Source organism: Pullulanibacillus pueri (assembly GCF_014639255.1).
Taxonomy (GTDB): domain Bacteria; phylum Bacillota; class Bacilli; order Bacillales; family Sporolactobacillaceae; genus Pullulanibacillus; species Pullulanibacillus pueri.
Genome location: NZ_BMFV01000005.1, coordinates 78,261 through 90,581 on the forward strand (window position 1 = coordinate 78,261; position 12,321 = coordinate 90,581).

Below are 12,321 nucleotides of genomic sequence, written 5' to 3' on the forward strand. Positions count from 1 at the left end.
AATTTGTAGAAAAAAAGTTGTTTTCTATTTTCAAAAAACATAGTATCATTTTCCTAATAATAAAGTCTAATCAGAAAAGAGCAAACCCTTCAAAAGAAGGGGACGCAAAGTTACAGGTCTAAGGTTTCAAACTATGACGGCTGTGCTACCTGAAATAAACGTGATATTTTAGGAGGCCAGCATATGTCAAAATCTTTGACGGTCGAGAAAAAATATGATGCTGATTGGATCGACCTAATACTGACTGCTAAGAAAATGAATATAACAATTGATGAAATTAGGGCATTTTTAAAAATGTCTTCAAAGCACACGCCTTCTTGATCTATCCCTTTTTTCTTTTTGCCCTGACTTTTAAAAGTAAACCATACAAAGTTAAAAAACCATCTCACTAATAGGTGGTTTTTTAACGTTGACTCCATTCGAAACGTTTATTGATATATTGACGAGTGATATTAGAATGGGACAATTTCCTCATTTGGCTGATCTCCATAAGATAGTACTAGCAACATACGTGGTACACGAGGAGGTATCAAAATGCAGTATCCAATGTACAGTCGCTTATCTGGCCACTATCCTACCCATGATCAGGCATATCCAATCACTGACACCCGCATGTATGGATGGAATTTAGGTCAATTAACACCACTTTTAGGGATGGGAAGCTCACTTGCACATTCAATGGGTTATGGCAATTTAGGCAAAATGTTAGGCACTGCCAATCAATTTATGGGGAATCTCCCTTCGATGTTACCGCAAGGCTGGGGGACATCCATGAATACTCCAAATCCGCTGAACCCATTAACCTGGGGCAACATGTCACCTACCGTTCCTCAAGCAGGCTGGGGTAATTCTAGCGGCTTCGGCTGGCTAAGCCCGTTATTCAATGGCACGATTCCATCGACTGGCTACAACGGTGGGCCCCTCCAAAATACAGGCACTCCCCCCTTTGGAACACAGCCTTTCTTTCCACAGGGACCAGCCCCTACTCAAGGCAATTGGCCTGGTTATGGCTATGGATTTTTTTAGTGCGTGATCAGACTCTCGTTTATCAAAAATCGGGGGTCTTTCATTTTTTTACAGCTTCTTCTTTTTTCAACCATTCGCACCAAATAAAACCCATAGAGTTGGTCATAATAACGTTAAGCATCATTTGAGAAGGTGAATGCATGTTTAAAAAATCTAAAAAGAAGATGCCGAACCACCAATTAACGACTCAAGACAACCATCCGATTGCCCATGAGCTACATGTCAATATACATAAAGTCAAAACAGATCTTGGTGAGAGCTCAGACCTTGTTGTACGGACCTTTCACCTCGCTGGACAAACCGATATTACTATTGGACTTCTCTATCTTGAGGGTCTTATTGACCAAACCGCTGTTCAAGAATTTATTCTTGGTTCATTAATGACAAAATTACAGAATACCTTTAAGGGCAAAAAAATCAATCAAAAAAAGCGATGGCTCCCCTTAGTCACTAAGTGAAAGACCTTCCCTCTTAGAAGTATCGAATCAATCTTTTCAATATGAACTGCAATTAATAGGGGTCAGACTGTGCCCTAAATGGCTATAGCCCGACCCTTACACCCCTGCCTATTCTACCGTTTTAGTAAGTGCTCGTATTTCCTCTAAACACTGTGGGTTTTCCAGTGCTGAAAGGTCTCCTCCTTTTTGTTGGAGATAAGCTGATTTTATGGCACGCCTCATGACCTTCGCATTTCTCGTTTTAGGAAGTTCACTCAAAAAGTGAACGACCTTTGGAGCAATAGCCTTCCCTAATTTCCTCGTTGCTAGATCAAGTATTTCTTCTTGGATCATCGTGAAATCCAAGGTTCTCACTTTCAATACAATAAACGCTACAGGGATTTCTCCTTTTATCTCATCCGGTACGCCAATAATGGCTGATTCCAATACATCTGGATGTTCGACTAAAATGCTTTCAATTTCTGCAGGTCCTATGCGTTTGCCGGCAACATTTAAGGTATCATCTGACCGACCCGTAATGGTATAAAAACCCTCACTATCTTTGATGACCCAGTCGCCATGCACCCATGTTTCTTTCCATCTGCTCCAATAAGTCTGTTCATACCGTTCATTATCTTGGTAAAAGCCATTTGTCATGCCGACCCAAGGTTGTTTCAGCACCAGTTCACCCACTTCATCTCGCACAGGTTGCCCGCTCTTATCATAGACTTCGACATCCATTCCCGGCAGTGCCGCATTAAAGGTCATAGGAGAAATGGGTTTCACAAGTACATTGCCTAATATACCTCCAGACACTTCTGTTCCTCCTGAAAAATTAACAATAGGAACCTTTTTCTTGCAGACTTGTTCGAATAACCACATCCATGGCCCATTATTCCACGGCTCTCCCGTTGAACCAATCATTTTCAATGTCGATAGATTGCGCTCACTTACCCAGTGATCCCCTTTGGCCATTAACGAACGTATCAATGTTGGGGAAATGCCTAAATGAGTCACCCGATGCTTCTCGACCACATCCCATAAACGATCAGGCTCGGGGTAATCAGGCGTGCCTTCAAACACCACAATTCTTGCTCCATTCATCAAGCCACCAAAAACGAGAAAAGGTCCCATCATCCAGCCCATATCGGTATACCAGAATAAAGTATCCTCCTGCGCCACATCCATGCCTATTCCAGCATCAAAAGCTGCCTTAATTGGAAAACCATGATGAGTATGAAGCGCTCCCTTTGGCCTTCCCGTTGTCCCAGATGTATACAGAAGCATAAGAGGATCATAGCCATGGGTATGCTCTGTGTTGAAATCGCTTTCATTTTGTCGGAGCGTTTCCCACTCGACATCCCGACCTTCATTCCAAGGCACAATGCTCTTGGTCCGCCGCACGACAATAACCTTTTCGATAGAAGGGCATTCTGCAACGGCTTTATCCGCTTCTTCCTTTAAAACGATTTCCTTGCCTCTTCGATAAAACCCATCAGCCGTAATCAACCATTTAGCGCCAGCCGCACTTATTCTTTTAGCCACTGCATCCGCTTTATAACCTGAGAAAGCAGGAGAAAAAACAGCCCCCATTTTACCTATCGCCAGCATAGCAATCACGGTCTCCGGGAGCATAGGCATATAAAGTGTGACAATATCGCCTGATTGAACCCCCATTTTCTTAAGCCCATTGGCTACTTTATTCATCTCTTTATATAATTCAGTGAAGGTATACGTCAGAACCTCGCCATCGTCTCCTTCCCAAATAAGAGCAGATTTCTGCTTAGTAGTCGCATTTAATGCCCATTTGTCAACACTATTATAAGTGGCGTTGGTCCTTCCATCCACAAACCACTCAGGATATTTTATTCCTTTTGATAGGTCGAGTGATTGACTGTAAGGTGTAAACCAATGGATATCAAGCTCCTGAACCGCTTCATCCCAAAACCAACCGATATCCTCAACCGTCCTTTGATGAAACGTATCATAATCTGTATATCCTAATGCATTCATCCAATTGTAAAGACGCGTCGCTTGTTTTTCATCCTCACTGGGAAACCATACTGCATTTGGCAATGAAGACCCTCCTCCACCATAAAATTATGAATTTTTCACACCATTATTATAACACAGTAAACCGCTTCATTATTTTAGAAACCTTAGTAAAATGACTATGTTAGAATAGAGCCATGAATGTATGTGAGGTGACATTGTTATGGAAAAAGTACTGGATCATATTGGTATAGCTGTTCGAGATCTTGAATACAGTATTAATTTTTATAAAAATGTATTAGGTGGCACGTTGATTGATCGCTATAGAAGCGAAGCTAAGGGCGTCGAGAGTGAAATTGCCATAATGGACGTTAACGGCACTCGGACAGAATTATTGTTACCGACAAACAACAAAACCTCTCCTATCTCCCTGTTCATAAGGATGAAAGGCAAAGGTGTTCACCATGTCGCTTATCGTGTTGAGGACCTCGATAAAGCAATAGAAGATTTAAAACAACAAGGGATTCGCGTGATGGAGAATTCATTACGGGTAAATAAGCACGGAAGACGTTTAATCTATTTGAATCCAGCAGATACAGAAGGAACGATTATAGAATACTGTGATTATCCTTTTCAAAAAGACATTCATTGATTAAAAAGAAGCAATAGTGTTATTATAAAGAAAACAATCATAAAATGTGCATGAGCAGAATTTGCCGGCACCACTTTTAATATAAGTTCTCTACTAGGGGTGCCCTTTATGGGCTGAGACAGAGGAAATCTGAACCCTTGAACCTGATCTGGTTGATACCAGCGTAGGAAAGTGGAGTATGAGAGAATCATATTCTTTTCGTCTATGTCTCTCTGTCTACTCAGAAGACCACTTTCCAATTGGAGAGTGGTCTTTTTTCATTGGCTTTTTTCAAGCAGATTGTTTTTCTCAGGACCATGCATTTGAGGAATTGACGTCCATTTCGGCATAACGTATCTCGCGCTTTGCGCTCAATCCATTTGACAGCAGTCGCTGCGTTTTGTTAGCCAGCTACTCCTTTAGTACGAGCGCAACGCTCTTTTGTGAGTTTCGCTCTAGTTATGTGCGCCATTTGGAAGTTGTGGCTGGCTTTAGTGCGGGCGGCAACCGCTTTATCAGTCAGCACCCTCTTTTGTGCGCGTGCTCGTTATGACGCAATCTATATCAATAGCAACAAACGCTGTGAACCCAGCCTTTTATATGTCCAAGAAAGGAGGTCTTATTGTTGAAACAGCTCCATGTGATTTCGAATGGAAAGCTGCCTTATGAACGCTTTCTTTCCATTGTGGAGAGCATCCATCCCTATGTTTCTGCTATCCATCTTCGTGAAAAACGCGCTTCAGATACTGAACTTGATCAGTGGATTCAAGGCATGATCCATAAGGGCATTCCGAAACAAAAAATAATCATCAATAGTCGAAGTGAATTAGCTGGCCGTTATAAACTCGGGGGTGTGCATTTACCTGCTCACTATGGCTCCCTTCAAGAAATCAAGCAAAAGTATCCCTTTTTAAAAGTCGGTGTTTCCGTTCATCAATTATCGGAAGCCCTTTACTATCAAGAAACTGGAGCCGATTATCTTTTCTTTGGCAATGTCTATGAAACAACTTGTAAGCCTGGCCTCGCAGGAAAAGGGTTAGAAACGTTAAGTGCCATTATCACTTCCGTTTCCATCCCGGTCATTGCCATCGGAGGTGTGATCCCCGCTCGTGTTCCTGAACTTTTTGAGCAAGGTGCCTCTGGCATGGCCGTGATGTCCGGGATTATGGAGGCTAAAGATCCTTTAGAAGCTGTCAAAGACTACCAAGCCTATCACATACAGAAAGAGGTGTAATCGATGAAACCGAAGCAGTTTGATGCCATTATTATTGGTGGTGGTGTTATGGGGTGTTCCATCGCCTATCAATTATCTAAGCGAAAGAAAAAAGTTCTGCTTTTAGAAAAAAATCAGATTGGCTGTGAAGCTTCAAGTGCAGCCGCTGGTATGCTCGGTGTCCAAGCGGAGCTAGAGGCCCATGATCCTCTTTTCGAGCTCGCTAAATCAAGTCGGGCGCTGTTTTCATCCCTTGCCTCAGAAATTAAGGCACTTACACATATCGATATTGAACTCATCCATAATGGTCAACTAAAAATGGCGCAGAATGAAGAACAAGTCGAGTCTTTAAAAGCGATAGGTGATTGGCAGCGTTCGATAGGCGAAGAAGCGATTTGGCTAGATAGAGAGGCCTTGTTAAATCTCGAGCCTTGTTTATCAGAGAATCTGCATGGTGCGCTCTATTTTCCAAAAGAGGGCCAGGTCTATGCTCCCAATTTGACACAAGGATTTGCCAAAGCCTCTGCACTTTTGGGGACAAAAATCCGGGAATATTGTGAAGTGCAAAGTCTTATTCTCTCTCATCACACCGTCCAAGGAGTCAGAACTCTTTTAGGTGATTTTTATGCGGAGACCATCATTGTTGCAACAGGAGCATGGTCAGGTCAATGGTTACCTCAGGAACTCCAACAAAAACAGCCGCTTTATCCCGTAAAGGGGGAAGCTTTTTCATTAACCACACACGCGCCCTTTATTAAAAGAACGCTTTTTACAAAGGGGTGCTATATTGTCCCAAAAAGAGGCGGCCAACTCCTTGTTGGGGCGACAATGCATGCCCATACTTTTGATAAATCCGTCTCGCTTCAGGGACTTTCATCGCTGATGAATAAGGCCAAAGAGATTCTCCCCATTATCGAAACCGCCACAATGGATCGCTTTTGGTCAGGGATCCGTCCGATGACACAAGATGGTTTTCCTTATCTCGGAGAGCACCCTGATATCGACCGGTTGTTTATCGCTACCGGTCATTACCGTAATGGTATTTTATTGAGCCCTATCACAGGTCAGTTGATCGCCGAAATGGTCACAGATCAGCGTCTCTCTGTACCTTTAAATGACTTTCGCATCAACCGTCATATCGATACTCAGGAGGTCTTAACATGACATTAATGATTAATGGCAAGACCATAGATGTTCCAAACTCGGTCCAGACTGTCGCGCAATTATTAGCTCACTTAAAACTCGAGAAAAAGATCACTGTAGTCGAACTTAATCAGACCATCATTGATAAGTCATCTCAAGCTGAAACAGCCCTTACTCATGGGGATCGCGTTGAGATTGTGCATTTTATTGGAGGAGGATGATCAACATGTTAAAAATAGCAAACTATGAATTTCAATCGCATCTATTACTAGGAACAGGGAAGTACTCGGATTTCAATTTACAAAAAAAGGCTGTCGAAGCCTCTGAAACAGAAATATTAACCTTTGCCGTGAGGAGAATGAATATTTTCGAAGCAGATCAGCCTAACTTTTTAGAGATGATCGATGTCGATCAATATACACTTCTCCCCAATACCGCAGGGGCAAAAACGGCTGAAGAGGCTGTTCGTATTGCCAAGTTGGCAAAGGCTTCCGGATTATGTGACATGATTAAGGTTGAAATTATTGGTGATCAAAAAACATTATTACCAGATCCTTTTGAAACGCTTAAAGCCTGTGAGATCCTTTTAAAAGAGGGCTTTATTGTCCTTCCTTACATTTCTGATGATGTCGTTTTGGCTAAGCGGTTACAGGAACTAGGGGTTCACGCTGTCATGCCTGGTGCTTCCCCTATTGGGTCCGGTCAAGGGATCCTCAACCCTGTTCATTTACAATTTATCATCCAACAGGCCACCGTACCTGTTATTGTAGATGCCGGGATCGGCTCTCCGGCCGATGCAGCTCTGGCGATGGAATTAGGGGCTGATGGTGTCCTTTTAAATACAGCGGTATCAGATGCCCAAGATCCCGTCAAAATGGCCTTAGCTATGAAACTCGCTGTTGAAGCCGGACGATATGGCTGCGCGGCTGGACGCATTCCAAAGAAAACTTATGCCAGTGCTAGCAGTCCGACGGAGGGAATGAGCACGGTTGAATCCTGAGAGATATTCAAGACAAACGCTTTTTAAGCCGATTGGGAAGCATGGCCAAGAAAAATTAAAACAATCTCGGGTGCTTGTCGTTGGTGCCGGAGCCTTAGGAACCAGCATTTCAGAGATGTTGGTTCGAGCAGGAGTGGGCCACCTTACCATTATTGATCGTGATTACGTCGATTGGAGTAACCTCCAAAGGCAACATTTATATACAGAAAATGACGCCAAGCACCACCTTCCAAAGGCCATAGCTGCTGAAAGACGACTAAAAGAAGTGAATTCCGAGGTTTTCGTCCGTGGCGTGATTGCAGACTTAGATCACTTGATGATCGAAGAACAGTGTCAGGCTGTTGATTTAATCATTGATGCGACAGATAATTTCGAAACTCGAATGTTAATTAATGACAGTGCTCAAAAGTATAAAGTCCCCTGGATATACGGGGGATGTGTGGGTAGTACTGGCGTCACTTTTACTTTTGTCCCTGATCAGACACCTTGTCTGGCTTGTTTACTTGAAGCGATGCCTTTAGGTGGTGAAACCTGTGATACGGTGGGTATTATTAGCCCTACGGTGCAATACGTCACCACTCATCAGGCCACCGAGGCATTAAAACTGCTCGTCCAAGATAATAGCTCGCTAAGAACTACCTTGCTGTTCTTTGATCTATGGAATAATGAACAATCGGCTATCGATGTCTCCTCCATGAAAAAGACCAACTGCCCTTCATGTGGGGAGGCACCAAGCTATCCTTATCTCAAAGGGGAGCAGCAAACGAAAACAGCGATTTTATGTGGGAGGGACAGTGTCCAAATCCGACCCCCAAGGCCAGTAAAGTTAAACTTAGAGGCCCTTGCTGAACGACTTTCTGTACTCAAAGGCAAAATCAAAGCTAATCCCTATTTAATTAACTTTGAGATCGATGGCTATCGACTCGTCATTTTCCAAGATGGGCGAACACTCGTACATGGGACAAAAGATATCGCGCTTTCTAAAACCCTATACAATCGTTATGTAGGGGGGTAGATCCCATAAAGGATCTAAACCTCTCCCCTTCCGCTCACTTAGACTCCCTCCTTTAAATAGTGTCAGTGAGGGTTTATAAACGCTGATAGTATAAAAACAAAAAACGCAGAAGCTCTCCCTTTCTCCTGAGTGCTTTCTGCGCTTTTTTAATTAAAGGAACTGAAGGAAGTGTCATGAGTGTCAAACAGCCGTCATTAAAGCTGCAGTCGCGCCACACTTTCTTTCACCATTGAGGGCAGAGCATCGAGAATAGACGAGAACTTGAAACCAAGGGCTGCCGCCTGGGCATTCGACAGTCTCCAATCATAGGTAAACATGGCATAAGGAGACAATGTTTTATCTTCATGAGCCCCAACATGAAATAGCGGTGCCTTGCCAACATATTCACCAATCTTCTGGCAAAGCACTTGGATACTTAAATGATCGCTATTATTTCCATTGATAGGACCAACAAAGTCGGTTTCAGTCCCCATGAATTTAAGAAATTCAGCAATATCCGAAGCGGTTACATAGGAGATCGGATGCTCAGTGTCAAAGACTCCAATCGACGTCCCTTTAGAAACATGCTCCACATAATAATCAAAGCGTCCTGTAAAATCATCGGTCCCAGAAACAACCATCGCCACACGGACAGCCACTACTGGAAAGGGTGCCTTCTGAAAAAAATAGGCTTCTGCCTGCCGCTTTCCCTCTGCGTACGTATAGTCATTTACTGTGAGATCATATGGATAGTGCTGAGGTGAAAAATCCTCCTCTACAAGCTCGTCATCCTTATGCTTGTACACCGCCATACTTGAGGTCAATACATAACGCCCTACATGACCTGAAAATACATTGACAGCCATCTGCGCATCTCTAGGGGTAAAACAAATTTGATCATATACCACATCATAATATTGATCAGCAAAGGCTTTAGCCATTCCTTCTTGATCTGTTCTATCCATCTTGACTCTTGTCACCGCATCGCCAAAGTCATCAGGAGTCTGCCCTCTCGTTGCGATCGTCACATCATGTCCCTCATCAAGCAATAGATGCACAAGGCGTCGTCCGAAAAATTGTGTGCCACCCAAAACGAGGATTTTCAGCGTTTACCTCTCCTTATTCTATTCTATTTATTTTTAATTCCTTACTCAGCCCTTTACAACAATTAACTTGATTATAAAAGTCAGAGTCTGTAAATGTCTAAATAAACGCTTTCACTTTTTGAATTTAAATGTCTCCTTCTACTCTCGTAACCTGTCACACTGTTGTAGGCTTCCCTGAGATCCAAAAGTTTAATATAATGGTTCAGTAACCAGGGAAAGTCTACAGTTTTTTACACATATACTCATAGGGATAGATATATAATATTGAAGTGCTCTGTTTTTGAGAAGGAGAAGATTATGACACATTCTAAAAAGACATTAAATTTAATCGTCCTTTTGCTTACAATGATTTCTGGCTGTTCCGACGCCATAAGCTTCCTAGCCTTAGGAGAAGTGCTAACCGCTGCCATGACAGGAAATACCGTGTTTTTCGGATTATCACTTGTCAACGCCAAGGACTTAGCACCTTTAGGGTATTTGGTGGCATTGTTGGGCTTTATGCTAGGAGTTGCTGTTGGAGCTTTTGTTCTACGACATAAACGCCATGTCACTGGCTTAAATACGACAGTCCTTTTGACCCTTTGCATAGAATTTATCGGCCTTGCCCTGTTCGGCCTTTTAGTTTCTTTTGTCACTTCTCCCAATCATTATTTACTCATCGTCCTGCTTGCCTTATCAATGGGTGTCCAAGGGACAACGGCCAGAAGGCTCGGAGTTAATGGTGTGCCTACGACTGTAATCACAAGTACAACCACAGGGATGATTGAATCCTTGGTTTGGAAAGCCCATAATTCTATGAAAAAAAACACCACAGATGGCCCAGTGAATGCCCCCTTAGCAAGCTGGAGTTCCGTTTCAATGTGGTTCATTGATATTGTTATTTACGGAGTAGGTGCTGCACTCTGTGGGTTGCTGGAGTTACATTGGGGACTACACGCCATCTGGATGCCCGTTTGTATTATTGTTATCACGTTTGTGCTTAGTTTGTCCTATACATCAACCCAGAAGGTTAGTAACCAGAATCCTCAGATGTAAGGTTATCTAAAAGATTATGGTCATGATGTTGTAATGGTTTTTCTGCTGGACCTTCGATTACTTCTCCAGTAATGGAAAACCTTGAGCCGTGGCATGGACAATCCCAAGTACGATCGCCATCGTTCCATTCGACTTCACATCCTAAATGCGTGCACGTCGTATCAACGATATGCACGTTTCCATCCTTATCTTTGTATGCGCCTTTTCTCTGCCCTTTAATAGTCACAATTCCACCCTCATCGTGAGAAAAATCTTCAATTTTTCTATTGGGTGCCTCTAACTTTCCTTTAATCAAATGACTCGCCACGTCGACATTTTCAACAAGGAAATTTTTAAGGCTGGGATGAAGATAAAACCGTGAAGGGGTAAATAGCTTTTGCTGGGGGGTACTTTTTCCTAACACAATATCTCTAAAAATAAGTGCTGCTGCTGTCCCGTTGGTCATTCCCCATTTGCGAAAGCCTGTAGCCACCAAGAGATTGGGTTGGCCATTCGTGAGCGGACCAATAAATGGAAGTTTATCTAAAGTCACGAGATCTTGAGCGGACCATCGATAGAGAATCTCCTCCACACCAAGCACCTGATCTGCGAACGCCTCTAAAGCTTTATAATGTTCCAACGTCTCCTTGCCTTGACCGGTCTTATGGCTTTCTCCACCAATCAGTACCCGGTCTTCTCCATTAATGATCACCGAACGGAGGGAACGCACAGGATCTTCAGCACTTATATACATGCCTGAAGGATATTTCTCTTTTGTTTTAACGGCCAATATATAAGATCGATCCGCATGCATTCTTGCAAAATAAAACCCCTTTCCTTCATAAAAGGGAAAATGAGAGCAAGAAAGCACATAACGCGCTGAAACACGTGACCCTTCGCGTGTTAAAATCACCGGGTGTTCTCCAGGCTTTATATTCACAGCAACGGTTTCTTCAAAGATCCGCCCGCCCTTATCCTTTATCATCTGAACGAGATGTGCAAGGTACTTTAAGGGATGAAATTGAGCCTGATTTTCCATCACTAGCCCATTTTTAATCTCAATATTGAATGGAATGCTATCTACCAACCCACCCTCGATACCTAATGTTTCATAAGCTTTGGCCTCTCTCTCAAGCTTGCGCGCATAGTGTTCTGTTGTTGCATAGATATAAGCATCTTGGGTACTCCAATCACAATCAATGTTATGTTCGTTTACCATCTTTTTCACAAAATTTATTGCTTCCGTATTCGCTTCATAATATAACTTTGCTCGGCTCTTCCCGATATTCTGAATGAATTCATCATAAATTATCCCATGTTGTGCGGTCACCTTTGCCGTTGTATGACCTGTAGTCCCATTCAAGATCTTTCCGGCTTCTAAAACAGCGACCTTAAACCCTTCATTGACTAATAAATAAGCTGAAGTTAGCCCCGTAATCCCACCACCTACAATCACAATATCAACGTCTAAATCTTCTTCTAAACGTGGGAATGCCGGTAGCTTTATATCCTCCCTCCAATAGGGTTCAGGGGACTGTGGTAACTGTCCATTTCCACGATCACGGTCATTGTGGGCCATTCTAAATCCTCCACTCCATATGTTTTAATATGATTATGTTTACCATAAGGGAGGGGAGTATACTCCTCGATGTACTCCCAAATGCACGCGAAAATGTTACCCTTTTTCATGCTTCCAAGCTTAATAGGGAAAACCCATTACCCTTACAAGGTCTTCCACAGGAATGCTTTCTAACGTAAAAAAGAG

General features: G+C 42.8%; 13 protein-coding genes and 2 riboswitches. Of the genes, 10 read left to right on the plus strand and 3 right to left on the minus strand.

Translation table 11 applies throughout. The annotated features are described in order from the left end of the window. Positions 1 to 69: 69 nt before the first annotated feature. Positions 70 to 153, plus strand: a riboswitch (cyclic di-GMP riboswitch). A 30-nt stretch (positions 154 to 183) separates the two neighbouring features. From IEV91_RS04940 to IEV91_RS04950, 3 genes are all read left to right on the plus strand, one after another. After that, a complete protein-coding gene (locus IEV91_RS04940; RefSeq protein WP_188496305.1) occupies positions 184 to 321 on the plus strand; it encodes an anti-repressor SinI family protein in 138 nt (45 codons plus the stop codon). 213 nt (positions 322 to 534) lie between these two features. Further along, complete coding sequence (locus IEV91_RS04945; RefSeq protein ID WP_188496306.1) at positions 535 to 1,026, plus strand: hypothetical protein; 492 nt, start codon at positions 535 to 537, stop codon at positions 1,024 to 1,026. A gap of 140 nt (positions 1,027 to 1,166) precedes the next feature. After that, the gene (locus IEV91_RS04950; protein ID WP_188496307.1) at positions 1,167 to 1,484 is read left to right on the plus strand and encodes a spore germination protein; all 318 of its coding nucleotides are present in this window, start codon (positions 1,167 to 1,169) and stop codon (positions 1,482 to 1,484) included. Positions 1,485 to 1,592: 108 nt separating this feature from the next. Here IEV91_RS04950 and IEV91_RS04955 read toward each other — a convergent pair whose 3' ends face one another. Then, positions 1,593 to 3,539, minus strand: coding sequence for an AMP-binding protein (locus tag IEV91_RS04955; protein WP_229745408.1), 1,947 nt, complete (start codon positions 3,537 to 3,539; stop codon positions 1,593 to 1,595). 139 nt (positions 3,540 to 3,678) lie between these two features. Between IEV91_RS04955 and IEV91_RS04960 the strand changes: the two genes are divergently transcribed. From IEV91_RS04960 to IEV91_RS04985, 6 genes are all read left to right on the plus strand, one after another. Continuing rightward, positions 3,679 to 4,107, plus strand: a complete 429-nt coding sequence (locus tag IEV91_RS04960) for a VOC family protein (protein WP_188496308.1) — start codon at positions 3,679 to 3,681, stop codon at positions 4,105 to 4,107. Between the two features lie 85 nt (positions 4,108 to 4,192). Further along, positions 4,193 to 4,294: riboswitch (TPP riboswitch) on the plus strand. Between the two features lie 417 nt (positions 4,295 to 4,711). Continuing rightward, positions 4,712 to 5,320 (plus strand): thiamine phosphate synthase, encoded by a 609-nt coding sequence (locus IEV91_RS04965; protein ID WP_188496309.1) that lies wholly within the window; start codon positions 4,712 to 4,714, stop codon positions 5,318 to 5,320. A 3-nt stretch (positions 5,321 to 5,323) separates the two neighbouring features. Beyond that, positions 5,324 to 6,463, plus strand: coding sequence for a glycine oxidase ThiO (thiO, locus tag IEV91_RS04970; RefSeq protein WP_188496310.1), 1,140 nt, complete (start codon positions 5,324 to 5,326; stop codon positions 6,461 to 6,463). Next, positions 6,460 to 6,663, plus strand: a complete 204-nt coding sequence (gene thiS, locus IEV91_RS04975; RefSeq protein ID WP_188496311.1) for a sulfur carrier protein ThiS — start codon at positions 6,460 to 6,462, stop codon at positions 6,661 to 6,663. Before thiO ends, thiS begins: the two co-directional genes overlap by 4 nt. 5 nt (positions 6,664 to 6,668) lie before the next feature. Further along, the gene (locus IEV91_RS04980; protein ID WP_188496312.1) at positions 6,669 to 7,442 is read left to right on the plus strand and encodes a thiazole synthase; all 774 of its coding nucleotides are present in this window, start codon (positions 6,669 to 6,671) and stop codon (positions 7,440 to 7,442) included. Then, positions 7,432 to 8,457, plus strand: coding sequence for a ThiF family adenylyltransferase (locus tag IEV91_RS04985; RefSeq protein WP_188496313.1), 1,026 nt, complete (start codon positions 7,432 to 7,434; stop codon positions 8,455 to 8,457). Before IEV91_RS04980 ends, IEV91_RS04985 begins: the two co-directional genes overlap by 11 nt. 194 nt (positions 8,458 to 8,651) lie before the next feature. Here the strand turns inward: IEV91_RS04985 and IEV91_RS04990 are convergent, their stop codons facing one another. Then, positions 8,652 to 9,527 (minus strand): NAD-dependent epimerase/dehydratase family protein, encoded by an 876-nt coding sequence (locus tag IEV91_RS04990; protein WP_188496314.1) that lies wholly within the window; start codon positions 9,525 to 9,527, stop codon positions 8,652 to 8,654. A 312-nt stretch (positions 9,528 to 9,839) separates the two neighbouring features. Here IEV91_RS04990 and IEV91_RS04995 point away from each other — a divergent pair, with 312 nt between their 5' ends. Next, on the plus strand, positions 9,840 to 10,577 hold the full coding sequence (locus IEV91_RS04995; protein ID WP_188496315.1) for a YoaK family protein: 738 nt from the start codon (positions 9,840 to 9,842) through the stop codon (positions 10,575 to 10,577). Here IEV91_RS04995 and IEV91_RS05000 read toward each other — a convergent pair. Continuing rightward, positions 10,552 to 12,135 carry an FAD-dependent oxidoreductase gene (locus IEV91_RS05000; RefSeq protein WP_188496316.1) on the minus strand — a complete coding sequence of 528 codons (1,584 nt, stop codon included), beginning with the start codon at positions 12,133 to 12,135 and terminating at the stop codon, positions 10,552 to 10,554. The two genes, IEV91_RS04995 and IEV91_RS05000, sit on opposite strands and share 26 nt — an antisense overlap. Positions 12,136 to 12,321 lie beyond the last annotated feature (186 nt).